General features: G+C 36.2%; 29 protein-coding genes. 16 read left to right on the top strand and 13 right to left on the bottom strand.

Going from position 1 to position 24,970, the window contains the following annotated elements:
• Positions 1 to 11: 11 nt before the first annotated feature.
• The 13 genes from WA327_RS06900 to WA327_RS06955 form a co-directional block, all read right to left on the bottom strand.
• The gene (locus WA327_RS06900; protein WP_331810523.1) at positions 12 to 1,025 is read right to left on the bottom strand and encodes a type II glyceraldehyde-3-phosphate dehydrogenase; all 1,014 of its coding nucleotides are present in this window, start codon (positions 1,023 to 1,025) and stop codon (positions 12 to 14) included.
• A gap of 1 nt (position 1,026) precedes the next feature.
• Positions 1,027 to 2,340 carry a Na+/H+ antiporter NhaA gene (nhaA, locus tag WA327_RS06905; protein ID WP_331810524.1) on the bottom strand — a complete coding sequence of 438 codons (1,314 nt, stop codon included), beginning with the start codon at positions 2,338 to 2,340 and terminating at the stop codon, positions 1,027 to 1,029.
• Positions 2,333 to 3,724, bottom strand: a complete 1,392-nt coding sequence (locus tag WA327_RS06910; RefSeq protein WP_331810525.1) for an NAD(P)/FAD-dependent oxidoreductase — start codon at positions 3,722 to 3,724, stop codon at positions 2,333 to 2,335. The genes nhaA and WA327_RS06910 overlap by 8 nt, the downstream gene beginning before the upstream one ends.
• Before the next feature lie 37 nt (positions 3,725 to 3,761).
• On the bottom strand, positions 3,762 to 4,223 hold the full coding sequence (locus WA327_RS06915) for a universal stress protein (protein ID WP_331810526.1): 462 nt from the start codon (positions 4,221 to 4,223) through the stop codon (positions 3,762 to 3,764).
• A gap of 34 nt (positions 4,224 to 4,257) precedes the next feature.
• Positions 4,258 to 4,770, bottom strand: coding sequence for a hypothetical protein (locus WA327_RS06920; protein WP_331810527.1), 513 nt, complete (start codon positions 4,768 to 4,770; stop codon positions 4,258 to 4,260).
• A 13-nt stretch (positions 4,771 to 4,783) separates the two neighbouring features.
• Positions 4,784 to 5,494: a lycopene cyclase domain-containing protein gene (locus WA327_RS06925; RefSeq protein ID WP_331810528.1), complete on the bottom strand. Its 711-nt coding sequence runs from the start codon at positions 5,492 to 5,494 to the stop codon at positions 4,784 to 4,786.
• A gap of 16 nt (positions 5,495 to 5,510) precedes the next feature.
• The gene (locus WA327_RS06930) at positions 5,511 to 5,789 is read right to left on the bottom strand and encodes a DUF5676 family membrane protein (RefSeq protein ID WP_331810529.1); all 279 of its coding nucleotides are present in this window, start codon (positions 5,787 to 5,789) and stop codon (positions 5,511 to 5,513) included.
• Between the two features lie 17 nt (positions 5,790 to 5,806).
• Entirely contained in the window at positions 5,807 to 6,025 is a 219-nt protein-coding gene (locus WA327_RS06935; RefSeq protein WP_336067972.1) for an SHOCT domain-containing protein, read from the bottom strand.
• Between the two features lie 19 nt (positions 6,026 to 6,044).
• On the bottom strand, positions 6,045 to 6,263 hold the full coding sequence (locus WA327_RS06940) for a heavy-metal-associated domain-containing protein (protein ID WP_331810531.1): 219 nt from the start codon (positions 6,261 to 6,263) through the stop codon (positions 6,045 to 6,047).
• A gap of 333 nt (positions 6,264 to 6,596) precedes the next feature.
• Positions 6,597 to 7,199: a WG repeat-containing protein gene (locus tag WA327_RS06945; protein ID WP_129759410.1), complete on the bottom strand. Its 603-nt coding sequence runs from the start codon at positions 7,197 to 7,199 to the stop codon at positions 6,597 to 6,599.
• 71 nt (positions 7,200 to 7,270) lie between these two features.
• On the bottom strand, positions 7,271 to 7,633 hold the full coding sequence (locus tag WA327_RS15060) for a helix-turn-helix domain-containing protein (RefSeq protein ID WP_407942451.1): 363 nt from the start codon (positions 7,631 to 7,633) through the stop codon (positions 7,271 to 7,273).
• 54 nt (positions 7,634 to 7,687) lie between these two features.
• On the bottom strand, positions 7,688 to 7,852 hold the full coding sequence (locus tag WA327_RS15065) for a hypothetical protein (RefSeq protein ID WP_407942453.1): 165 nt from the start codon (positions 7,850 to 7,852) through the stop codon (positions 7,688 to 7,690).
• Between the two features lie 177 nt (positions 7,853 to 8,029).
• Positions 8,030 to 8,452: an HYC_CC_PP family protein gene (locus WA327_RS06955; RefSeq protein WP_336067976.1), complete on the bottom strand. Its 423-nt coding sequence runs from the start codon at positions 8,450 to 8,452 to the stop codon at positions 8,030 to 8,032.
• 211 nt (positions 8,453 to 8,663) lie between these two features.
• Here WA327_RS06955 and WA327_RS06960 point away from each other — a divergent pair, with 211 nt between their 5' ends.
• The 16 genes from WA327_RS06960 to WA327_RS07035 all read left to right on the top strand — a co-directional run bounded on the left by WA327_RS06960 (position 8,664) and on the right by WA327_RS07035 (position 24,969).
• Positions 8,664 to 9,098, top strand: coding sequence for a hypothetical protein (locus WA327_RS06960; protein WP_129759409.1), 435 nt, complete (start codon positions 8,664 to 8,666; stop codon positions 9,096 to 9,098).
• Between the two features lie 77 nt (positions 9,099 to 9,175).
• Positions 9,176 to 9,592, top strand: coding sequence for an HYC_CC_PP family protein (locus WA327_RS06965; protein WP_407942454.1), 417 nt, complete (start codon positions 9,176 to 9,178; stop codon positions 9,590 to 9,592).
• Between the two features lie 103 nt (positions 9,593 to 9,695).
• Positions 9,696 to 13,436 carry an efflux RND transporter permease subunit gene (locus tag WA327_RS06970; protein ID WP_336067982.1) on the top strand — a complete coding sequence of 1,247 codons (3,741 nt, stop codon included), beginning with the start codon at positions 9,696 to 9,698 and terminating at the stop codon, positions 13,434 to 13,436.
• On the top strand, positions 13,433 to 14,650 hold the full coding sequence (locus WA327_RS06975; protein WP_331810541.1) for a TolC family protein: 1,218 nt from the start codon (positions 13,433 to 13,435) through the stop codon (positions 14,648 to 14,650). Before WA327_RS06970 ends, WA327_RS06975 begins: the two co-directional genes overlap by 4 nt.
• Before the next feature lie 3 nt (positions 14,651 to 14,653).
• Positions 14,654 to 16,948, top strand: a complete 2,295-nt coding sequence (locus WA327_RS06980) for a multicopper oxidase domain-containing protein (RefSeq protein WP_331810542.1) — start codon at positions 14,654 to 14,656, stop codon at positions 16,946 to 16,948.
• A 43-nt stretch (positions 16,949 to 16,991) separates the two neighbouring features.
• On the top strand, positions 16,992 to 17,627 hold the full coding sequence (locus tag WA327_RS06985) for a DUF3347 domain-containing protein (RefSeq protein ID WP_129759405.1): 636 nt from the start codon (positions 16,992 to 16,994) through the stop codon (positions 17,625 to 17,627).
• A complete protein-coding gene (locus WA327_RS06990) occupies positions 17,628 to 18,080 on the top strand; it encodes a heme-binding domain-containing protein (protein ID WP_331810543.1) in 453 nt (150 codons plus the stop codon).
• A 17-nt stretch (positions 18,081 to 18,097) separates the two neighbouring features.
• Complete coding sequence (locus WA327_RS06995) at positions 18,098 to 18,643, top strand: DUF3347 domain-containing protein (RefSeq protein WP_331810544.1); 546 nt, start codon at positions 18,098 to 18,100, stop codon at positions 18,641 to 18,643.
• Positions 18,644 to 19,189: 546 nt separating this feature from the next.
• Positions 19,190 to 19,741, top strand: a complete 552-nt coding sequence (locus WA327_RS07000) for a potassium channel family protein (protein WP_331810546.1) — start codon at positions 19,190 to 19,192, stop codon at positions 19,739 to 19,741.
• A gap of 20 nt (positions 19,742 to 19,761) precedes the next feature.
• On the top strand, positions 19,762 to 20,244 hold the full coding sequence (locus WA327_RS07005; RefSeq protein ID WP_331810547.1) for a nuclear transport factor 2 family protein: 483 nt from the start codon (positions 19,762 to 19,764) through the stop codon (positions 20,242 to 20,244).
• Positions 20,245 to 20,250: 6 nt separating this feature from the next.
• Positions 20,251 to 20,961, top strand: coding sequence for a PepSY domain-containing protein (locus WA327_RS07010; RefSeq protein ID WP_331810548.1), 711 nt, complete (start codon positions 20,251 to 20,253; stop codon positions 20,959 to 20,961).
• Positions 20,962 to 20,965: 4 nt separating this feature from the next.
• Entirely contained in the window at positions 20,966 to 22,768 is a 1,803-nt protein-coding gene (locus tag WA327_RS07015) for an efflux RND transporter periplasmic adaptor subunit (protein WP_336067990.1), read from the top strand.
• Between the two features lie 39 nt (positions 22,769 to 22,807).
• Positions 22,808 to 23,002: a hypothetical protein gene (locus WA327_RS07020; protein ID WP_336067992.1), complete on the top strand. Its 195-nt coding sequence runs from the start codon at positions 22,808 to 22,810 to the stop codon at positions 23,000 to 23,002.
• Between the two features lie 3 nt (positions 23,003 to 23,005).
• The gene (locus tag WA327_RS07025) at positions 23,006 to 23,572 is read left to right on the top strand and encodes an AraC family transcriptional regulator (protein ID WP_336067995.1); all 567 of its coding nucleotides are present in this window, start codon (positions 23,006 to 23,008) and stop codon (positions 23,570 to 23,572) included.
• 149 nt (positions 23,573 to 23,721) lie between these two features.
• Positions 23,722 to 24,285, top strand: a complete 564-nt coding sequence (locus WA327_RS07030) for a DUF305 domain-containing protein (protein WP_286949751.1) — start codon at positions 23,722 to 23,724, stop codon at positions 24,283 to 24,285.
• A gap of 312 nt (positions 24,286 to 24,597) precedes the next feature.
• A complete protein-coding gene (locus WA327_RS07035; protein WP_273420625.1) occupies positions 24,598 to 24,969 on the top strand; it encodes a metalloregulator ArsR/SmtB family transcription factor in 372 nt (123 codons plus the stop codon).
• The last annotated feature ends 1 nt before the right edge of the window (position 24,970 follow it).

A 24,970-nucleotide genomic window follows, 5' to 3' on the forward strand; every position in this document is an offset into this window, starting at 1 on the left:
TTTATAAGAATTTAGTGTATGCCTAGACTTTCATTGGTTTTGGCAATCGATTTTGCGCCATCGGTTTCAATTCCCGTAAGTGCCCTTATTGCATCAATGGTTTCAGGGATTACAATGGCTTGGTTATCGACGATGTAAGCATAAAAAAGCTCATCGCCCTGTACTTTTAGCATATCTTCCCAAAGGGCTACTTCATACATATCGCCCCAAGGACGTCCCATATCTAAAAACATTTCTTTAATGGTATTGTTTGACACCAACCCTTGGTCATATTGAATTAGTTTGATGCGACTGGAAGTTTTTAGAGCGTTGAGAACTTCTTCCTTAGTTGCCTGCTTTTTTAACTTCACATTCCAATAATGCATATGACTGAGGGTTTCAGGAACTTTTACCGCAGCAGTAATTACATCCAAATCTGGGTCAACACTTTTAGCATCGGGACCTTGATGGCTTGGGATATCTTTCTCTGGAACCATTGTATTCATTATGCCTCCTAAATGACTTTCCCAAGGGTCAGTAGCTCTTCTTAGAAGTGTTCCTCTTGCATAATCCAGTAAGTCAGCTCTTTTTAAGGCGGTTAATGTTCTAAGTATAGAAGTTGTGTTGCAAGAGACCACTCTAGTCGCATCCCGATTTAAGGCCGATTCATAATTATTTTCGGCACTAAAGGAATGGCCTGTGGTTTCGTGTTTTTCGCCACCGTGCAATATGAACTTGATGTTCTGTTTCTTATAAATTGCTACGTTTTGAGCTGCAATCTTTTTTGGGGTGCAATCCACAACAAGGTCTGACTTATTTAAAATTTCCTGCATATTTCCCTTCACTGAAATGCCTTCAGACTTCATTTTATCAGCAGCTTCTTGAGTTGCCGCGTAGATATCATACTCTTTTCTTACAGCGTTTTGAATACGCCAATCACTAATGATATCGCATACTCCTGAAAGCTTCATATCGTCTTGTAGATTGATGGCATCTGCCACTCTTTTTCCTATAACGCCATATCCTATTACTGCTATTCTTTTCATATTATATTGTTTTAAGTGTTTGATTTTTTATTAAAATGAGGGAACCGATAATGCCTGCGATTAACGATGAAAATAAAATGCCGACTTTAGCGGTATAAATAAATTCTTCATTGGTAAATGCTAATTCGTTTATAAACAGAGACATTGTAAACCCGATACCTGCTAAAAAGGCCACTCCATATACTTGATTCCAATTAACAGCTTCAGGTAGTTTGGCAAGTTTAAAAGCAACAAGTATTCTTGAAAATAAGACGATACCAATAAACTTCCCGAGTATGAGACCAAACCCTATTCCTAGACTTATTGGGTGGGTAAGTACTTCTAGCACTTTGCCGTGTAGGTGAATGCCGGCATTAGCAAAAGCAAATAATGGTAACACTATAAAATTCACAAATGGATTTAGGGCATTTTCAAGTTTTTGAAGTGGTGTTTCAGCCTCTGAACTTGTAACTTTAATTTCTTCGAGTATTTCTAACTGGGAATGGGAAATTAGCGAACCTTTTACAGGTTTTTCTTTATTAAACTTTTTGTGTAATGCAGAAAGGCGTTTTAAAAATGTAGCTTCGTTAATTTTTACACGACCAGGTATTGCTAAGGCTGTTAATATGCCAGCAATGGTAGGGTGTACTCCTGAGAAGAAGAAAGCTAGCCAAACACCGCCAATACCTATGGTGGCGTAGAACCAAGTTTTTCTAACACCTGCATAATTTCCAATAATTAATAATCCAAAGAAAAGAAAAGCGTGAAATAAATCCATCGTAGATATACCAGAAGTGTAAAACAGCGCGATTACCAACACACCTCCCAAATCGTCCACAACGGCGAGTGTTACCAAGAAAACTCGTAATGCAATGGGTAAGCGTTTTCCGAAAAGAGCCAGCACGCCCAGAGAAAAAGCAATGTCGGTGGCCATAGGTATTCCCCAACCCTGTGATGCTTCGCCACCAGTATTAAGGATAAAATATATAAGGGCTGGAAAAACCATTCCACCAATAGCTGCACCAATGGGCAATATAGCATTTTGAGGTGTTGATAGCTTACCGCCCAATATTTCTCTTTTCAATTCTAAGCCTACCTGAAGAAAGAACAGAGCCATCAATGCATCATTAATCCAGAGTAGTAGAGGCTCAGTCAATTGAAAATTACCGATGCTAAATGAAATAGTAGTATTTAGTATATTTTGATAAGTGTTTTGCCAAGGTGAATTAGCCCATAGCATAGCTATTATCACTGCCACTAATAGTACAATACCTGTGTTACTAAATACTTTATTAGTAATGTTCCATACGCTATTATGTAATGCCCTTTTAATCATTGACCGATGCGTTTTTTACTGCGGTTTGCGAATTGGCAATAGATTTTGAATTTGATGCTTTACTGAAATTTCTAATAATCAGGCGGTTGCTCTTTTCGTAAGTGAAATAGCTTACCGCCCAATTAAAACCAACCATCAATCTATTTCTAAAACCGCTTATGGACATTAAGTGTACGATAGACCATAATAACCAGGTGAAATAACCTCCAAATTTGAATTTGCCTAAATCGGCTACTGCTTTTCGTTTTCCTACCGTTGCTAATGCCCCTTTGTCCTTATATTCAAAAGGTTTTACGCCCTCATTCTTCATTAATTTTAATAATACTTTGCCCAAGTATTTACCTTGCTGAATCGCTGTTTGTGCAACTTGTGGATGCCCTTTTGGTGTATTTTCGGTAATCACAGCCGCTATATCACCTATGGCAAAAATGTTTTCGTAACCTTCTACCATTAAAAATGGATCTGTTTTTAAGCGGTTGCCTCTAACCACATGCTTTGCATCAATACCTTCTGGGAATTGCCCTTTGACACCTGCGGTCCAAATCAGGTTCTTTGCTAAAAAGGTCTTGCCACTTTTTGTAGAAACTTTATTGCCATCGTAATTAGTGACAGATTCATTAAGAAGTACCTTTACATTTAAATCTTCTAAATACCTTAAGGTTTTTGAGGATGCTTTGTTTGACATTGTGCTCAAAAGCTCTTTTCCGGCTTCTATCAAATAAATATTCATTATGGAAGATGAATATTCTGGATAATCCTTTGGAAGGATGTATTTGCAGAATTCTGCCAAAGCGCCTGCCATTTCTACGCCTGCGGGACCGCCACCCACAATCACAAAATTGGTTAGCGCATCACGTTCTTCATCATCACAGGTAATGGCCGCTTGTTCGAGATTCTGTAACATCATATGGCGAATATTCAGGGAATCGCGAATATCCTTCATTCCCAAGCTATTTTCTTCAACTGTATTCATTCCGAAGAAATTGGTAGTGGTACCTGTTGCTAATACAAGGTAATCGTAATGAATATTTCCTTTGTTAGTTTTTACAACATTTGAAGAAGGTTGAATTTCTTCTACTTCTGCCAATCGGAAAACCACATTTTTATATCCGTTAAACTGCTTTCTAAAAGGAAACACTATACTATCAGGCTCTAGGGCACTAGTTGCCACTTGGTAAAGCAATGGCTGAAATTGGTGAAAGTTATTTTTGTCAAATAAAACGACCTGTACTTCTTTGTGTTTTAATTTTTCTACCAAAGCCAAACCTGCAAAACCACCACCTACAATAACCACACGTGGCCAATGGGTATCCGGCAGACATATATTGTCCGTTGCTTTACAAGCCGATTTTGATTCTATATTGTGTATAGGTTTATCTTCCATATTCATTTTAAACTCACTACCTGTAGTAAAATGGTTTCTAACCGTTACTCTTATCCCTTGCTATCATCACCGAACACCTAGCGTGAGTAGCCAAGTATTGGGAAACAGACCCTAGTAACAAACGTGATAGCGCGCCTTGACCTTGAGAGCCAACTACAATTAAATCGGCGTCCCATTCTTCAGCTTTTTCGAGAATCACATTTTTAGGTAACCCACTAACAACACTAGTGGTTATGGTAAGTGTTTTATTGATGTTCTTAAGGGTGTCACTAGCTTCCGATATAATTTTTTCACCCACTTTTTGAGCACCACTTATAAATTCTTCAAAATAATTGTTCAAGCTACCACCGGTCGCCATTAATTCTGGCCCTAGGGCTGTGGGAAATTCGTAAACGTTTATGACGTGAATTTCAGTATTTGGTGGCAAGTTCATTCTATTAAGTTGTTCTACAGCTGTTTTGCTGAAATCTGAACCGTCTATTGCCAATACAATTTTCATAATTTTATAGTTTGTTAATAGAAATATATTAGGCTCAATTGTTATTTATAAAGCTTTGGGCATCTTGTTTTGAAGCAAAATAATAGACGCTGCCTTTACTTTTATCCTGAACGATAACAGCGTTTGCTTTATCTACTTTTACATCATTAATAGGATTGCTTCCAAAGCGAACGTTATCTATATTTTTCTGCAGTTTATCAACACAACCTTGACAACAGCCGTAATAGGTTGTGCCCTCAACATCTATGGGTATTTGTTCTACCCCCATAAACCTGTCGTTTACCATACAGACTTTATCGTTTGGCACGATTTCATAGGTTGTTTGAGAAGCAACAGTTGAATTCATTTGAATGGGTTTTGTTTTAGTGACTGAAAGCAATGCCGTTTCAGTCTTATCTTTTTTATCATTGGCACACGATAACAGTATTATTGAGGCAAAAATTAAAAATAGGATACTGATGAGTAGCTTGTAGATTTTTCTGCTTGGATTTTCTACCGTTCCTACCATAGGTTCATTACTCTGTTGTTTAAAATGTCTTTGTTTCATTTTTAAATTATTATTAATTATGAGTTGTTTTATGTAAGCTTATTAGTTTATGCCAGTATAAGTGTTCATATAAGCCAGACCAATACATTCCAAAGGTGAAGGCAAATAATAATTCCTCAATGGGAATGCCTAGGACAAGAATATGGGTTAGGTTGTCGAGATTCCAGTACAGTTCGACATATCGGGGATAAAATGGAAGGATACTTCCAAAGTATATGAAGTATAATACCGTAAACAAGATGCCCCCAACCCATATCTTTCTTTTTAAATCTGGGCGACAGTACAATGTTGCTAAACCACCTAGGAACATCGCTATAGTTCCACAATAAATATGGTTTAATGATGTAAATAGCGCTAAAATTAAAAACACGATTGCTGGTACAAATAAGCTGTATATATGCAAGCGATGTCTTCTGTGATTTCGCTCAGTATGCGTTATTTCTTGCAAGGTTTGTCTAAAAATAAGATTATAAAGTACCACACCAATACCACCGATTGCAAAAGAAAAAATGAGACTTTCGATATCAAACCTTGTTTTTGCAGCCAAATCAAAAAGTGAAGGTGGCATCCAATATTCTGGCACAAACAATGGTTCTGTTAAACCAAAAGGCATTGTAATCAGGCTCATCTTGAGCATTTCTTTTCTAGAATCTTTCTTGAAGAGATAGATTACCGCCCAAAGCGCCAGGATAATTAATGACCATATAAACCAAACGTATTGCATAAGATGTTACAAGCCTTTATTTTTTTATTTTGAGTTGTGCATTGTAAAATGCCCCAATACAGGCACCAACCAGCCAACCCAGTATGAAGGTCTGTATGATTCCTAAACCAGCTTCCCACAATGGAACATCCATTCTGATTATACTTGTAGTGTCCAATCCGTGCAAAAGACTGTTGAAAAAATCGATTGTGCCTTCCCTACCTGCTGTTGACATAACTATCATACAGCCTAAGTAAATTAGTGCCCCCGTAAGACCGAAAGCAAATCCGAGTTTTTTTACGTTTAATCGATACATAATTTTAAAGTTTTGAGTTAGTTGTCTGATTTTAATATCTTTTTTGATTCCTCAAATTCTTCCTTGGATATTTCGCCTTTTGCAAAGCGGTTTTTAAGAATATCCAGTGGGCTGTCCTTCTTTGTTTTTTGATAAGGGATATCTGCTGGGATAAAGAATATCCAAGCCAATAAAATAATCCATATAATCCACCATATTAGGTGCATACCTCCAAAGTGTCCGTCGTAAAAATGCATAATGTTTAGTTTTAAATTGTTAATGATTTATTTTTGAAATTGTATATCCTTTGAGTTCATCAAGTTGCTTTTGTATGTCTTCAACCGAGAGCGTTTCGTTCATAGTGATAATTGTAGCCCCTTTTGGTGCTAGAAAAATTTCTGCTTTTTCGATATTAGGATGCTTCTCCAAGATGTTCTTGACCCTAGTAATACATCCGCCACAACTGATTCCGCTTATTTGAAATTTTTGTTTCATTACAATTTATTATTAATGATGTTGATGTCCTTTTCTTTTCTGAGTTGAACCATTGTCAGACTGCTTTTGATTATGGTCGTGCCTATTATGGTTCCCGTTATTGTGTCTGTGTCCTCCGTGGCCGTGAGACCCGTGAGGCATAAACAGGTGAATGGCGAACATAAATAATATGAAGATGAAAAGGGAAGAGCCTCCTCCTATACCAAAAGAAGGTGCTAAAAAGATGAACAGAAGCGGTAAACCACAGCCTATAATCATCCATATCCAGTGATTGTTTTTCATAATCTTTAGTTTTATTACTTTTTTATTTTTTCTTTAAGTGAATACATCTTACTACTTGATTTTTCTTAAGTTCCATTTATTTTCATCGCTTTTTACTGCTATCAGATTATCAGAAATAAATTTAGATGTGATAACAGGTGGTTCTTTGCTTTTAGAGTATTTTGGGGAAATATGTAAAGCCAATTGGGTAAGGTGGTCTAGAGAATTTCCGTTCTCATCGATGACCACTTCAAAATAATGGTAGTTAACAACATCTTTTTTAAAAATATCATTATAGCCTATGGTCTCTTTATGTACTATTAATGCTAAGGCTTTGTCACTTTGAAAGTTTAAGACATTTAGAAACTGTGGTTCGATACTTATGTTTCCTTTTTTGTCAATGAACCCATAATAGAGTATATCATCTTTTTTGCGGGCTATAATACATTTTCCATTACTGAACAGAGGATAGTAGCCCCCGTCGGTTTTGGTCTTTACCAAGTCTTCTCTAAAATCAATGATTATAGAGCCGTTTTGGTCAATAAATGCCCAGCTATTTCCTTTTTTTACAGCTGAAAGACCGTCGTGAAAAGGGGACACAAAGTCAATGTTTTCTATGGTCTGTCCAATTCCCAGTATTGGGATAATTAATAATGTTAGGAAGATTGTTTTCATTTTTTATTCATTTTAGTTTGATGAAAATAGCGAATGACATTAGCCTTTATCTGCATAACTTTCGTTCTTATCTACATAATTTCATCGTAATAATTTCGCTTCCAATTTTCTGTGTTTTTATAATCTGTCATACTCATTCCAACCACATCCTTAAATTGTCTAGATAAGTGATTTACACTGCTGTAATCCAATAAGTACCCTATATCAGAGAAGGAATGCTGTTTAAGCTGTATGAGTTCCTTGACTTTTTCAATTTTTAATTTTATAAAGTACTTTTCAATGGTGGTCTTTTCCTTCGATGAGAATAGTTTGCTCAATGCCTTGTAATCTCGGTGAAGGGTTGATGATAAATGTTCTGAGGTCTTAACTTTTAACGTTAGTGGTAGCTCATCAAGTTGTTCAATTAGAATAATTTTTATTCTTTCAACAAGCATATCTTCTTCACTTTTTACAATCTCAAAACCATTTGCGTGCAGCACTTGGGCAACCTATTGGTTAATTTGTGCCTTGCTTAGGTTTGGTGCTTCTACTAAAAGCTTTCCTAACTCTAGGGAAAGGACAGTTATTCCTAGTTCTTGTAGTTCTTGCTTAATTACTTTTAAGCAACGACTACACACCATATTTTTAACCCAAAATTCTTTTGGTTGTGTCATATCTAATAGGGTATTGTTATTGGGCTTTTGCTCAATAGCCAATCCTGTAATTGAATGTTTACAGGGTAATTTGCAAATAAAACTGTAGGGAATAGGGTACAACAGTTTACAGCCAAAGAATAAGCGCTGGCTATAACCAATTGTGCAGTAAAAGGGCTTTTACTGCTATGTAGAAAATCAAATTAAGTAAATCTCGTATAGAGTATGGATGTCCTTGGACAACAAGGGCGGCCTGTAGGCCTGGAAAGGAACTATATTTTTATCTAGCCCTTCAAAAAGGTTAATGTAGGTGTAAATAAATGTTTTTACAAATACTAATTGGTCAGCTTCTAAAACCGTAGTTGATTTTTTGAAGGCGTCATTAGCTTCTTTTAGTATAGTCTGATTGTCGCAACAATCTTTTTCTTGTATAGATGTACATTTTTTAAAAGGATTATTTTCCTTTTGAACCTTGTCCTTGCAAGCTTCAGCTTTGCTGAAGAATGCCATATCCACTAACTTATTACAGCAAAAATGCATATTTACTGTAAAGGAAGAGGTTGATAGCAAAATAAATGCTGCTAAAAAGAAAGACAATATTTTTGTAAAAAATGTTTTCACCTGATAAATTTAAGAAATTTTGTTTAACATTTAAGTAAAATGAGTTTTTATTTCAACATACTCCTTATTAATATTTTACGAGTGTTAAACAAATTCCCATTCATACAAATGTAAATCTAAAGATTAAACAGAAATATGACATTTGTCATATTTCAAATGCAGCAAGATTTATAATTTTGGTAACTTCTAATAGATTTGCAAAAAATTGACTATGAAAAAGATGCTAATATTATTCGTTACTCTCATTGTAGGGCAAACTGTCATTTCTCAAGAGAAGTTGACAGATTTAAAGCTGGAGTATCAGGCAATTTCCCGAGGCAGTTTTGAGAAAATGACATTGACAAAGGATGTTATGTTTTATAGTGACGACAGAGGAAAAAAAACGACGGCTACTGTCAATTTAAGTGAGAAACAATGGGATAAAGTAAATAGATTGGTCAATCAAATTAAGCTTAAAGAACTCCCATACCTAAAAGCTCCTTCAGATAAAAGAAAATATGATGGTGCTGCACATGCAAAACTTAAAGTGTTTGTAAATGATAAAGAATATGAGTCATCTAGTTTTGATCATGGTAATCCTCCTATAGAGATAAAAAGCCTAGTAGAGTATATTATGACCATGAGTAAATCAAAGGATGGTAACTAGTATTTTACTTTTGTAAAAAACTAAATTTATGTTAAACAAAATTAAAATGTAAAAATTTTTGTAGCTTTGCAGAACCAATGAAGAAGGTTTTTTATAAAATAGTATCCTTTTGTATGGCACTTTTAGTGTTTCTATCTACATTGTCTTTCACAATTGAAAGTCATTATTGTGGGGATGTTTTAGTGGATACTTCAATGTTTGGTGCTGTAGATACCTGTGGTATGGAAACCCAACAAAAAACTGATTCTTCGGAATGCAGTTTGGCTAAAAAAGACTGTTGCAGTAACGAGCAATTAGTTGTTGATGGTCAAGATAACTTAAAACTTTCTTTTGATAAATTAAATAAAGAGCAACAGAAATTAGTTGCTACATTTATTTACACCTATGTAAATCTGTTTGCAGAACAACAAACAGAAAAACCTACTTTCACGGATTATTCTCCGCCTCCCTTGGTCAGGGATGTTCAAGTTTTAGACCAAACTTTCCTTATTTGATTTTTAAGTAATTAGTACTGTAGTCCAACATTAAATTGTATGGACTAAGCTGTTTGGTTTTTGTTTTAGACAACAAAATTATAATTACTTAAAAATCATTTATATGCTAAATAAAAGCATCAAATTCTTAATAGAAAATAAACTAGTAGCGGTTCTGTTACTAGCCTTATTCGTGGCTTGGGGAGTTGTAAACGCACCTTTTGAATGGAATACCGGTTCCTTACCACGCAATCCTGTAGCGGTGGATGCCATTCCCGATATTGGCGAAAACCAACAAATTGTATTTACGAAATGGGATGGACGTTCGCCACAAGATATTGAAGACCAAATAACCTATCCGCTTACCACTTCACTTCTTGGTATTCCTGGGGTAAAGACCATACGGAGTTCTTCGATGTTCGGTTTTTCCAGTATTTATATCATTTTTGAAGAAGACATAGAATTTTATTGGAGTCGAAGCCGTATTCTCGAAAAATTAAATTCGTTGCCCGCTGGATTATTACCCGACGGAGTGAATCCCGCACTGGGTCCGGATGCTACAGGTCTAGGGCAAATTTATTGGTACACATTAGAGGGTCGTGATGAAAATGGAAATGTAACAGGCGGTTGGGACTTACAAGAATTAAGAAGTATCCAGGACTTTTATGTGAAATATGCACTGTCCTCAGCAAGCGGTGTTTCAGAAGTAGCCTCTATTGGTGGTTACGTTTTAGAATACCAAGTGGATGTCAACCCAGAGTTGATGAAGCAGTATAAAATTGACTTAAATCAAGTCGTTAAAGCTGTTAAGCAAAGTAACCAAGACGTAGGTGCGCAAACATTAGAAATAAACCAAGCTGAATATCTAATCCGGGGTTTAGGATATGTTAAGTCTATTTCAGACCTAGAGAATGCAGTAGTTACTTCAGAAGATTTTACCTCTATACGCTTAAAGGATATTGCCAATGTCTCTCACGGACCTGCAACAAGAAGAGGGCTTTTAGATAAAGAAGGTGCTGAAGTTGTAGGTGGTGTTGTAGTAGCCCGCTACGGCGCTAACCCTATGGCGGTTATTAATAATGTTAAGGAGAAAATAAATGAACTAAGTTCAGGCTTACCTTCTAAAACTCTGAGCGATGGAAGGACATCGCAGTTGACCATTGTTCCTTTTTATGATAGAACCGAACTCATACAGGAAACATTAGGAACACTTGATGAAGCATTGACTCTAGAAATTTTGATAACCATTTTCGTAATTATCATTATGGTATTCAACCTCAGGGCTTCTGTATTGATTTCAGGACTATTACCTGTGGCGGTATTGATGGTTTTTATATCAATGAAGTTGTTTAATGTAGATGCCAATATTGTCGCTTTATCTGGTATTGCCATCGCCATTGGTACAATGGTAGATGTGGGAGTTATTCTATCTGAAAATGTACTGCGTCACATAGATGAAAATGACCAGAACCTACCAATGAATACAGTTGTATATAATGCCACAGCCGAGGTCTCTGGCGCTATTCTAACTGCTGTTATGACCACAATAATAAGTTTTATTCCTGTATTCACTATGATAGGAGCTGAAGGTAAGTTATTTCGACCTTTGGCCTTCACGAAAACAGCGGCACTCACAGCATCTCTTATAGTGGCATTATTTCTTATACCACCTTTTGCAGCCTATTTTTTCAGAAAGCGTAATGTAAAAATTTCTTTTAGATACATTCTCAATATTGCTTTAGTAATAATTGGTCTGTTAGCAGTAATTTTTGGACATACCCTTGGGCTTATACTGGTTGCATATGGTATTGTTGGTTTACTGTCTGTTAAAGAAAAAATATCGGCAGATAGAGCTAATATCATCAACATATTTATTTCAGCCTTTGCCATTGTATTCTTGTTGGCGGAATATTGGAGACCATTGGGTGTAGATAGAAGCATTTTCTGGAACTTAATATTTGTGGGCCTAATATGCTTTGGCCTGTTGGGTATATTTACGCTTTTTAGGAGCTATTACGTGCGCATATTAAATTGGGCGTTACGCAATAAACTCTTGTTTCTATCGATACCTACTGCTATTGTTGTCTTCGGTGTTATGATAATGCGGAATACGGGTAAGGAATTTATGCCATCACTTAATGAAGGGTCTTTTCTTTTAATGCCCACATCAATGCCCCACGCTGGAGTTGAAGAGAATAAGCGCGTATTGCAACAACTAGATATGGCCGTTGCTAGCATCCCAGAGATTGAAACGGTGGTTGGTAAATCTGGACGTACAGAATCGGCTTTAGACCCAGCACCGTTGTCAATGTATGAAAATGTAATTCAGTACAAGTCTGAATACATTTTAAATGATAAAAGAGAAAGACAACGATTTAAAGTTAATGAAGATGGTCTCTTTATGTTAAAGGATGGTAGCTTGGTTACAAATCCAAATGTTGAATTGGAAGTAGACGAAGGCAAGTATGATGCCACCTTATTAAAAGACCCTTTTAACATTACCGATAGACAACTTATACCAGACGATGATGGTGAGTATTATAGAAACTGGCGACCAGAAATTGAATCGCCCGATGATATTTGGAAAGAGATTGTAAAGGTAACTAAACTTCCCGGAGTTACTTCAGCACCTAAATTACAACCTATTGAAACCCGATTGGTAATGCTTCAAACGGGTATGCGAGCGCCAATGGGTATCAAAGTGAAAGGGCAAGATTTAAATGAGATAGAAGCCTTTGGAGTGCAATTGGAGGATATATTAAAACAAGCCGACGGTGTTAAGGATGAAGCGGTTTTTGCAGACCGAATAGTTGGTAAACCTTACCTTTTATTGGATATCGATAGAGACAAGCTTGCTCGTTATGGTATTTCCATACAGCAGGTACAGCAAGTGATACAAGTGTCTATAGGTGGTATGGTGCTTACACAAACTGTTGAAGGCAGGGAGCGATATGGAATACGTGTACGTTACCCAAGAGAACTACGTGCAAATCCTAATGACTTAAAAGATATTTATGTTCCGGTAGAAAAGGGCAACCCAGTACCCATAAGTGAATTGGTTACCATTCGTTATGAGCAAGGACCACAAATCATAAAAAGTGAGGATACTTTTTTAGTAGGTTACGTGCTCTTTGATAAGTTGGATGGTTATGCCGAGGTAGATGTGGTAGAAAACGCCCAAGCGCTCATACAAGAAAAGATTGATAATGGACAGCTTGTTGTGCCAAAAGGAATTAACTATCAATTTACAGGAACCTATGAGAACCAATTAAGGGCCGAAAAAACACTTGGTGTAGTTGTGCCACTCGCATTGCTAATTATATTTCTCATTCTTTATTTCCAATTCCGTTCTGTTGCAACATCCCTTATGGTATTTACAGGAATTGCCGTAGCGTTTGCGGGAGGCTTTTTAATGATTTGGTTTTATGGCCAGGATTGGTTTTTGAACTTTAGCTTCTTTGGTGAAAACCTACGAGACCTGTTCCAAATGCACACTATAAACTTGAGTGTTGCCGTTTGGGTTGGGTTTATTGCATTGTTTGGTATTGCCACAGACGACGGTGTGGTAATGGCAACCTACCTCACACAGACCTTTGATAAAAACAAGCCTAAAGACAGAAAAGGAATAAGAGCGTCAGTAATTGAGGCTGGAGAAAAGCGTATCCGTCCTTGTTTGATGACGACGGCAACAACCATTCTTGCCTTGTTACCAGTACTCACTTCAACAGGTAGAGGTAGTGATATAATGATACCAATGGCTATTCCAAGTTTCGGAGGTATGTTAATTGCACTAATAACCTTATTTGTTGTACCGGTATTATTTAGTTTGAAACACGAACTTAAATTAAAAAAAGCTACAAAATGAGAAATATAATTCTATTGGGAATTGTCTTTTTCGCTTTCGCGAAGATTAATGCACAGCAATTAGCTTCTTACATTCAAGAAGCTCAAGATAACAATCCCGAAATTCAAGCTTTTGAATTGCGCTACAACATAGCAGAAGAAAAAGTTAATGAAGCTAATACCCTGCCAGATACACAAATAAGTGCTGGCTATTTCATTAGTGAACCTGAAACACGAACTGGAGCGCAACGCGCACGTTTCTCAGTCAAGCAAATGTTACCATGGTTTGGGACTATTTCGGCAAGGGAAAATTACGCAAGCTCAATAGCTGAGGCCCAATATGTAGATATTGTCATTATGAAGCGCAAATTGGCACTTTCAGTCTCTCAATCCTATTATAAACTATATGCTATTAGGGCCAAACAATTGGTTCTCGAGAAAAATATCGACCTTTTAGAAACCTATGAACGTTTAGCATTAACGTCGGTAGAAGTTGATAAGGCATCAGCTGTTGATGTACTTCGTCTTCAAATTAGGCAAAATGAACTTGTACAACAAAAAGAAGTATTAGAGCAAGATTACCTTGCCGAACAGGCAACCTTCAATAATCTATTAAATCGTGATGAGACCATTGCTGTAACTGTGGTTGAGGATATGTTTATTCCAGATGAGGACGCATTAATATTGACAGAAAATCTTCAGTTAAATCCTGAACTCATTAAATATGATAAACTCTATGAATCCGTTGGGCAATCAGAGTTGTTGAATCAAAAACAGAGCTCACCCAATATAGGCTTTGGGCTGGATTATGTACCAGTTTCTGAGCGTCCTGATATGAATTTTACTGACAATGGAAAGGACATCATAATGCCAATGGTATCTATCTCAATTCCAATTTTTAACAATAAATACAAATCTGTAACAAAACAGAATCAGTTAAAGCAGTTGCAGATACAGTCCCAAAAAGAAGATAGATTAAACAAACTTGAAACCCTATTAGCAGATGCGAAGTACAACCGAGAAAATGCGAGAATTAAATTCAATATTCAATCGGACAATCTAAAACAAGCAAATGATGCTGAAGAAATCTTGATAAAGAATTATGAAACGGGCACTATTGATTTTAACGATGTACTGGATGTTCAAGAGTTGCAATTAAAATTTCAAATAAACCTTATAGAATCTATTAAAGGCTATTATGTACAATATGCTTTGATTAATTATTTAACACAATAAAAAATGAGAACAATAAACATAATCACATTATTACTATTTACCTCATTCACTTTTGCCCAAGTAGGCACAAACGGTTCGGATAGGAAGGAAGAAGGACGAACTATAAAGGAATATAACCTTACTATAGAAGAAAATAAAATGACGCTTGGGGGTGTAAGCGCAAAAGCAATGACCATCAATGGTAGTATTCCAGGACCTGTTCTAGAATTTGATGAGGGAGACCTTGCCATAATCAACGTAACCAATAAAATGGATGAAGAAACCTCAGTGCATTGGCACGGTTTGATACTTCCCAATTTTTACGATGGTGTACCCTATTTAACCACGCCACCTATTAAACCCGGAACAACTTTCCAATACCGAATACCCATCAACCAATCGGGTACGTATTGGTACCATTCCCATACAATGTTACAAGAGCAAAAGGGTGTTTATGGGTCTATTATCATTCATCCAAAAGAAAAAACTCTGGAATACGATAAAGATTTGGTGGTGGTTTTGTCAGATTGGACCGATGAAAAACCAATGAATGTATTACGAAACCTTAAAAGAGGTAACGAGTGGTATCAAGTTAAAAAAGGTACTGCGGTCCCTCTTAGCAGGGTCATTTCAGAAGGAGCCCTTGGTGCTCAATTCAAATTTTGGAGAGACCGTATGGAAGGAGCCGATATAGCAGATATCTATTATCCTGCATTTCTGACCAATGGAAAGTCGTTAGCGGAATATCCAGAATTCAAACCAGGGGAAAAGGTTCGACTTCGCTTTATCAATGCATCCGCTTCCACTTATTATTGGTTGGACTTTGGCGGTGGCAACCCGATGGTCGTTGCGGGCGACGGTATTGATGTGGAACCTGTAGCAAAAAGCCGTTTCCTCTTCGGTATTGCCGAAACCTATGATGTTATCGTTACCATTCCCGAAGGTACTTTAGAAGTTACCGCCACCGCTCAGGACGGTTCTGGAAGCACCTCGTTGCGTTTGGGCGAAGGCATCCTATACCCAGCCGAAAGAATTGGCAGGCCTGATAAAGTGGAAATGATGAAGCAAATGGCCAAAATGGATATGAAAATGGGAGCGCCTTCAATGGTAGGTAACAAAAAGAAAAAAACACCTGAATACCTGAAGGAGAATTATGGGATGAAAATGGATATGAAGGACGGAAAAATGAATATGAACGATGGTATGAACGATGGCAAAATGGGTAATCAAATGGATATGAAGGCAAACGACCATATGGGTCACGATATGTCTATGATGCAAAAGGACACCGTGTCTTTCGATTACAGCACACGTAAAACCTATTTCAACTACGACTTTTTAAAGGCAACCGAAAATACCACATTCAAGGCCAACTTACCCGTAAACGATATTCTGTTGAACCTGACCGGAAATATGCAACGCTATGTTTGGAGTATGAACGGTGTTCCACTTTCGGAAACCGATAAAATAAAAATAAAAAGTGGTGAAGTAACCCGAATAACACTCAACAATCTAACGATGATGCACCACCCAATGCATTTGCACGGTCATTATTTTAGGGTCGTTAACGAAAATGGTGAACGTTCACCATTAAAGCATACCGTCAATGTACCGCCAATGCAGAAAGTGGTTATAGAGTTCTACAACGAAGAGTATGGAGATTGGTTCTTTCATTGTCACGTACTATATCATATGATGGGAGGTATGGCAAGGGTGTTTAGTTATGATACCCCAAGAGATAAAAGAATGGAAGATTTTCCCGTTCAGAAACTCATAGATGAAACCGACCATTACTATTCTTGGGGATTGTTGCGTGCAGGCTCAAACTTTAATGAACTCTTTTTAACCTCTAGCAATATCCGTAACGAATTTGGATTACGAGCAGAATTCGATTATGACAAAAATCTTGAAGCTGAAGTAAATTACAACAGGTATCTCAATGATTGGGTGCGTCTCTATGTAGGTGTTAATACCGAAACCGAAATACCAAATTCCTTCGATGAGTTCAATACAGTTGGTCTTATTGGTGTAAAATACTTTACACCTTATAGATTCAATGTAGATGTGAGTATGGATAACCAGCTACGCCCAAGAATACGCTTGGACAGAGAACTATTGATTTTTCCAAGAATTTTTCTGGAAGGCGAATATGAATATAGAGCAGACTTTGGATGGGTGAATGATTTAGGAGATAGCTCTTTTGAAAGCGAAACACAATGGTTGGTAGGTCTTTCATACATCCTCTCTAGAAATTTTTCAATTCAAGGAAACTATAACAACCGATATGGTTGGGGTGGCGGTCTTTTAGCAAGATTTTAAATAAAGATTAACATATATCAATAATAATTAAATCAAAAACAAAATGAGCAAATTAAAATTAGTATTAGGGATAGTTGCAATAGCATTTGTAACCTTAACAGCAGTGTCTTGTAAAGACGCTAAAACAGACAAGAATAATTCAACAGAGCATCATTCAGAGATGAATGCAGATGGAGACCATTCAAAAATGAATCACGATAACAGTGATGGACACCACGATGGTGAAAAAAAGGAAATGGCAATGAATGGAAATGGTGCCTCACAAGCCGTATTAAATGATTATTTCAATCTTAAGGACGCTTTGGTGGCAGATGACAACGCAAAAGCGAAAAATTTAGGAGCCGTTTTGGCAAAAAGTCTGGGTAGCTTGGATATTTCTAAATATACGGAAGAAGAAAAGTCAGAATTAAAGGAAATTATTGAAGATGCAGTTGAGCACGCAGAACATATCTCAGAAAGCGATATAGCGCACCAAAGAGAACATTTTAAAGTATTGAGCAAGGATATGGCTGATATGATAGCAATCACCGGAACATCGATGACCATTTATGAGCAGTACTGCCCTATGTACGATAACAACAAAGGCGGTGCCTGGCTCAGTATGAATGAAGAAATCAGAAACCCGTATTTCGGTGCCAAAATGCTGAAATGTGGTAAAGTACAACGTGAAATCAATTAAATGAAGGCTGTAAAAATCATAGCATGGATAGCATTAATTGCCTTTGTGGTTATCCAGTTTTTTCCTGTGGACTATAACCAGAGCGAAACGGTTCCCGATACTGATTTTATGCTGGTAAATGATGTCCCAAGTGATATTCAAAACAAACTGCAAGTCTCTTGTTATGATTGCCACAGTAACAACACACAGTACCCTTGGTACAGCAAGGTGCAACCCATAGCTTGGTTCTTAGAAGGGCATATCAAAGAAGGAAAAGCAGAGTTAAACTTCAATGAATGGGATTCCCTTTCCAGTCGAAGAAAAGCAAGCAAGCTAAGGTCTATCGTTAAACAGATTGAAAATGGTGAGATGCCTTTGGCTTCCTATACTTTAATTCACAAGGAGGCTACTTTTTCAGAAAAAGAAGCACAGAGGGTTGTTAAGTATATGGAAAATTTAAAAGACAGTTTATAATTAAAAAAAAAGATAAGATGAAAAATTTAAAAATCAGTGTAATAGTAATGTTACTGTTAACAGTTTCTTTTACCAATGCACAGGAAAAGGAAAAAATGAATCACGACCATAATCACAATAAAATGATGGATATGAAAGGTGATACAAAAGCAGAGGCAATTTTAAGTGATTATTTCAGCTTAAAAGATGCTTTGGTAGCAGATGATTCAGAAAAAGCAGTTGAGGCAAGCACTAAATTGGTGGCTTCACTGAAAGCGTTCGACGAGTCTAACTATACAGCTAAAGAGCAAAAAGAATTGACTGATATTATTGAGGATGCCACAGAGCACGCAGAACATATTTCAAAAAGTGAAATAGCCCATCAAAGAGAGCATTTTAAAGTGTTGAGTAGGGATATTACCGATATAGTAGCTATTACGGGCACAAAGAATAAGCTGTACCAACAGTTTTGCCCAATGTATGATAAGGGGAGTGCTTGGTTAAGCACTAAAGAAGAAGTGAGAAATCCATATTACGGTAGTCGAATGCTAAAATGTGGAAAAGTTCAAAAAACTATTCACTAGATAATCTGTTTCAAGCAATCTACCTATCGTGCTGGTTTATTAGTTAACAGAGGATAGAAGATACCAGGTTGTCAGGATAGTTAAAAAGTCCTGTCGTGGGAAGGAAAATATTGATGGTTAGTGTTAATTCCTTCCCATGTCAGGCACAAGATAATAGAAAAAGAAAGATTGATTTGGTTAATAGCAGCCTGTTAAGAAGGGAGAGGGATTAAATCCCCCTAGAATTATAGTATCCCTCTTCCTTTATCGGGCAAAATACAAACTTTTGAAAAGGAGAAATTCTTTTAGAAGTACTTGATTATGGGAGTGAAACCTGTTTTTTGATTGATGGATAGAGTTTAACTCTCATTTTCAAGTAGTAATGGTTGGAAGTTGCAGTGAGAATAAAAATTTAAAACGATGAAAGAATGTTGTAAAGACGGATGCCACCACAAAGCAGAAAAATCTGCTGTTAGAAGATGGTTTAATTACATACTGTATGCAATACTGATTGTAATAATTGGTAGTGCGTTGGCACTTCAACTATTTAATTAGAACACAATGAATATGGAAGATATAACCAATATACCTAAAGACACAGGGTTTTACGAACAGCTCTTTAAAAAAGTATTGTTCACTGCTGGCGTAGTTACGCTTTTGTCCTTAAGTTATGTATTATGGGTTAATGAAAATTCTGATAACTTATTTCTGCCATTTTTAATTGTTGGGTTAGCCTTGGCCAAAATGATATTCATTGTTAGACTCACTTTTATACAATTAAGTAAAATAATAGGCGAAAGCCATCAGCTTACGCACGTTCTTACATTGTTTGCTGTATTAATTGTCTTGATTATCCTTTCGTTTTCAGCAGATTATCTAGCGTTGTACGTATTGAATTCAGAAAATTTTAAGTCTGCAACATCACTTGAAGGTTCATTTTTTAAAGGGTTTTTTGAGTTTACATATTTCAGCCTAATTACTTTTTCATCTGTTGGTTTTGGAGATATAGTGCCATTAACAATTCCTGGTAAACTCTTGGTAATTATGGAGGTTTTCTTGAGCTTTTTGGTTTTGGTTTTTGGTATTGCCAACATTAATAGAATACACGTCAATAAATAAAACATTATAAAACTAAAATTATGAAAACACTTAAACTAGCAACAACCTTAATACTACTTCTGTTTACCACTGGCCAAATCTTTAGCCAAAATGCAGGGAGTACAACAGATAAAGAAGCTGTTCTAAAAATAATGAAATCGTACAAAGATGCATTGCAAAATCTCACTACCAAAGGCACATTTGAGTTGTTTGCAAAAGATTCCGAGGTATATGAATCAGGCGGTATTGAGGGTACCTATGAGCATTACATAAAACACCATCTAGGTCCAGAACTGGGGCACTTTAAAAGTTTTACTTTTTCAGATTATAAAATCGATGTGAAAGTAGATGCACCCTACGCATTTACTACAGAAACCTATGTTTACACCATCGTATTAAATCCAGACGAAACAGGTAAGTCACGAACTATTAAGAAAAAAGGAGTAGCAACCTCAATTCTAAAGAAAATAGATGGCCAATGGAAAATTATTAAAACACATTCTTCATCAAGAAACAAAAAGTAGTTGTTAATGGTAGGTAGAAAAACAGCACTTAAAATTAGAAAGGCACATAGGTATTTAGGTCTTTTTATTGGGATTCAATTCCTAATGTGGACGATTAGTGGTCTGTATTTTAGTTGGACAGATATTGATGATATCCACGGAGACCAGTTTAAGAAAGAGATACCTAAACAAACGTCCTTCAATAACCTTTTAGGTACTGCTCAACTAAACTTAGAGGAGCCAATTAAAAACTTAGAACTCTTGGAAATAGCTGGTGAACCTTATTATTGGATAAATGAAAACAACTTGTACAATGCTGTTTCAGGTAATAAAAAGAATGAAATTACCAAACAAGAAGCAATCAAAGTAGCTGAGCGTTATATGTTATCAGATTTAAAAATAGATAAAATACAGAGAATTGAAGCAGTAAGCGACCACCACGAATATAGGGGAAGACCTCTGCCAGCTTATGAGATTTCATACAAAACTGATGAAAATCTTAAAGTTTATGTGGCAATTAAAAATGGAGCGTTTCAAACAGTTCGCCACCGAGATTGGCGTTGGTTCGATTTTTTATGGATGACACATACTATGGATTATCAAGGACGAGATAATTTTAATACCATTGTTTTAAGAGCATTCTCATTGTTGGGATTAATAACAGTATTGAGTGGTTTTTTACTTTGGTATACATCATCACCTACAATTAGAAAAATAAATAAGAGAACAAAAAAGTAATATTATGAATAAAAACATTATTTACATAAGTGTTGCGGTAATTGTTGGCCTGTTTGGTGGCTATCTAATTTTCGGTAGAGGTTCTGCTGATACAGCAACAAACACAGTTTTGGATGGTCACAACCACTCAGAGGAAATCGCTACTAACCAAATGTGGACTTGTTCGATGCACCCACAGATTATGCAACCGGAACCAGGAGATTGCCCTATTTGCGGAATGGATTTAATACCAGCAGAAGCAGGCACAGATGGTCTCAATGCTAATGAGATTAAAATGACAGAAAATGCTATGGCTTTGGCTAATATTCAAACCTCAGTTGTAGGGCAGGGACAAATGGGTGATAACTCATTAAAGCTATCGGGTAAGATTAGGCCCAATGAAGAATCTAATGCGGTACAAGTTACCTACTTTGGTGGTAGAATAGAGCAATTATACGTTAATTCTACAGGAGAACGTGTAGGTGCAGGACAACGTTTGGCTACTATCTATTCACCAGAATTAGTTGCTGCACAACAAGAACTACTAACGGCGTCCTCACTTAAAGAATCGCAACCAGAACTTTATAAGGCCGTAAGAAATAAACTTAAACTATGGAAACTTTCAGAGAAACAGATTAACGCTATTGAATCTGCTGGAAAAGTGCAAGAATATTTTCCCGTATTCGCCACGGTTTCTGGAACTGTCACTCATAAGATGGTAGAAGAAGGCGACTATGTAAAGCAAGGTCAACCACTATATAAGATTGCAAACTTTAATACCGTTTGGGCAGAATTTGATGCTTATGAAAATCAAATTGCATTATTAAGAGAAGGTCAGACTATTAAAATAACGACAAACGCCTACCGTAATGAAGTTTTTGATGCAAAAATTTCATTCATTGACCCGCTATTAAATTCAGCGACTAGAACTATAGTTGTAAGAGCTGTATTAAATAATATAAAAGACAAGTTTAAACCAGGAATGTTCGTTGAAGGTACCATTGAAGGCATTCAATCGGGTTCTAAAAGTGCAGTAACCGTTCCTGCTACCGCTGTTTTGTGGACAGGAAAACGGTCTGTAGTTTATGTTAAAACAAAACCGAACGAACCTGTCTTCGAAATGAGAGAAGTTTTATTGGGTAATACCAATGGTGAGAGTTATACCATTCTTGAGGGACTTGCAAATGGTGATGAAGTAGTGACAAATGGAACATTCACTGTAGATGCAGCAGCACAATTGCAAGGCAAAAAATCAATGATGAATGCTGAAGGGGGAAAAACTATGACAGGACACGAAGGCCATCTAGGAATGCAAAATGACGGTTCAGGGGAAAAGATGAACAGCACCAATCATTCAGAGATGAACAAGAGAATTGAAGTTCCTAATAAATTTCAGAGCCAATTAAAAGAGGTTTTTGATGGCTATATTCTATTAAAGGATGCTCTAGTTGATGACAACTCTGAAGAAGCACAAACTGCTGCAAAGAGAATAAGTCAGAATTTAGCAAAAGTAAATATGAAATTATTGTCCGATGAAGAAGCACATAACCATTGGATGACAATCCAAAAAGAGGTAAAAAATTCTGCAAATGCTATTGAAAACAATTCAGATATAGCGGCACAAAGAGGACATTTTAAGCACCTTTCTGCACATATGATAAGTGCTGTGCAACTTTTTGGCGTAAACCAAAAAGTCTTTAGCGAGTATTGCCCTATGGCAGATAACAATAAAGGTGCCTATTGGTTAAGCCTTGAAGAAGAAATTCGCAATCCGTATTACGGAGAAGCAATGTTAAAATGTGGTGAAGTAAGGGAGACCATAGAATAGGTCAGCCTTAAATAAGAGTCCCATAAAGAAATATATGCAATGGTAAGAAAAGCGATGATGAGTGAGAGTAGAAGAAATAGGAGAAAAGCTGAAAGAAATAAACACCGAACCAAGAACAATATCACTAAAAAAGATAGAATTATTGGAGTATTGGCACTAATCATCATATTTATTATTGCCGCTATTGCAGCGTATTACTATTCACTTTCAAAAGCAGGGTTAAAGTTGTTTTAAAAAATGAGTTATAAAGTTCACATAAAAAATATGGTATGTCCACGATGTATCTCTGCGGTATCTAATATGTTGCAAGAACTGAAGATACCATATAGCTCAATAAAATTGGGAGAAGTTGAATTAACAAAATCTTTAAGCGTGGAAAATAAAAACAAATTTTCCAAAGCACTACAAGATGTTGGATTCAGTCTAATCAACGACCGTAGAAGTCAGCTTATAGAACAGATGAAAACCTTGGTGGTAGACAAAATTTATTACTCATCAGAAGATTTGAACATTAAATGGACAGACTTTATTAGTGAAAAATTGCGCCTGGACTATAAATATTTAAGCTCACTTTTTTCATCAGTAGAGAGTATCACTTTTGAACAATATATCATTAACCAAAAAATTGAGCGTGTTAAAGAACTCATCGTTTATGACGAGTTAACCTTAAGCGAAATAGCTTTTAAGTTAAACTATAGTAGCGTTGCTTACTTAAGTAATCAGTTTAAAAAAGTTACGGGAATGACACCTACACAGTTTAAAAATAATAGAGATAAGAACAGAAAATCGCTTGATGAATTTTAGGATATTGAGAGTTCAATGCCACTTTTATGTGGTAAAATCGATTAGTGTTTTAAATGAGTTAAAGTATTACCTATTGTAGCAAATACTTGTTTTGTATAAATCTTAATTTTAATGAATTAAATTAATTAAAATAACCAAAAATATAAACTATGGAAAACAACGAAAAAAAGCCAAATAATTATTTAAAATTTTTCGCAATGATTGGCACCTCAATGGTTGCGATGTTCTTTTTGATGTACACACACTCGTATCAGATTATTGACCATTTCTGGTACAGTGAGACCCGTTTTTTTATGACCCTGATCATGGGTGGGTCGATGGTCATTATTATGCTTCTGTATATGTTAAATATGTACAAAGAGAGAAACAAGAATATTATGATTTTGAGTCTAGGGGTTTTATTGATTGCAGGGGGGATTTGGCTAGTTCGAAGTCAAATAACAGTTACTGGTGTTGACTATATGGAAGGAATGATACCCCATCACTCTATAGCTATTTTAACTAGCGAACGTTCTAAAATAAAAGATGTCAGGGTAAGGAAACTTGCCGATGAAATCATCAAGGCGCAACGTAGGGAAATAATGGAAATGCAATGGTTAATCAATGACATCAAGGAAAATGGAATAGTGGAAACAGAAGAGGAGAGAAAGAATCGCCCAATTCCCAAATTTGAAGGTTCACTTACCGAGGAAACAAAGAATCTAAACGATTAAGAACTTAAGTATACATCATCGATTAAAAGAAAAAGGATTTACCTTAAATAATCTTTCCAATTAGGGAAAGGCTTTAGAGGTTGAAAATCTTTTTTCTTTTAGAGGTTGATGAATTCAAAAAAATTGATTGCTAGCCTGCAAAAGATTCTTAACGAGAATGGTAGATTGATTTTTTCCCAAAAACTACATTTACTTTTAGAATATAACATTTGAGATTTTAAGTTATAGTTAATTTGAATGATGTGTTAGCTTTTTTTATTTAAGTATTTGCTTAAATAATAATATAAGTATAAATTTGCTAAAATTTTAATTATGGCTCTTGAATTAAGTTGCACCCGTGCCGAGGCAGACCAGAAGCAGTTGATGCGTTGTCGTAACATTTTGAATACAACCTCAGAATTAATCATTAGTGTCGGCAAGGTACTGGCCCTGGCAGGTAATGAGACCAGACTGAAGATACTTTTCCTGCTAAACGAGGAAGGTGAGCTTTGTCCTTGTGATTTTTCAGATATACTGCAAATGAGTGTCCCAGCAATTTCACAACACATTCGAAAGATGAAGGATGCCGGATTGATTTCTTCGAGACGAGATGGTCAAACGTTGTATTACTCTTTGGTCAAAGATTCAAGCGAGGTATTGGAAGGAATTTTCGGCAGGCTTAAAGAAAACAAAAAAGTAGCATAGA

It is taken from the genome of Mesoflavibacter sp. CH_XMU1404-2, assembly GCF_037029465.1.
Taxonomy (GTDB): Bacteria; Bacteroidota; Bacteroidia; order Flavobacteriales; family Flavobacteriaceae; genus Mesoflavibacter.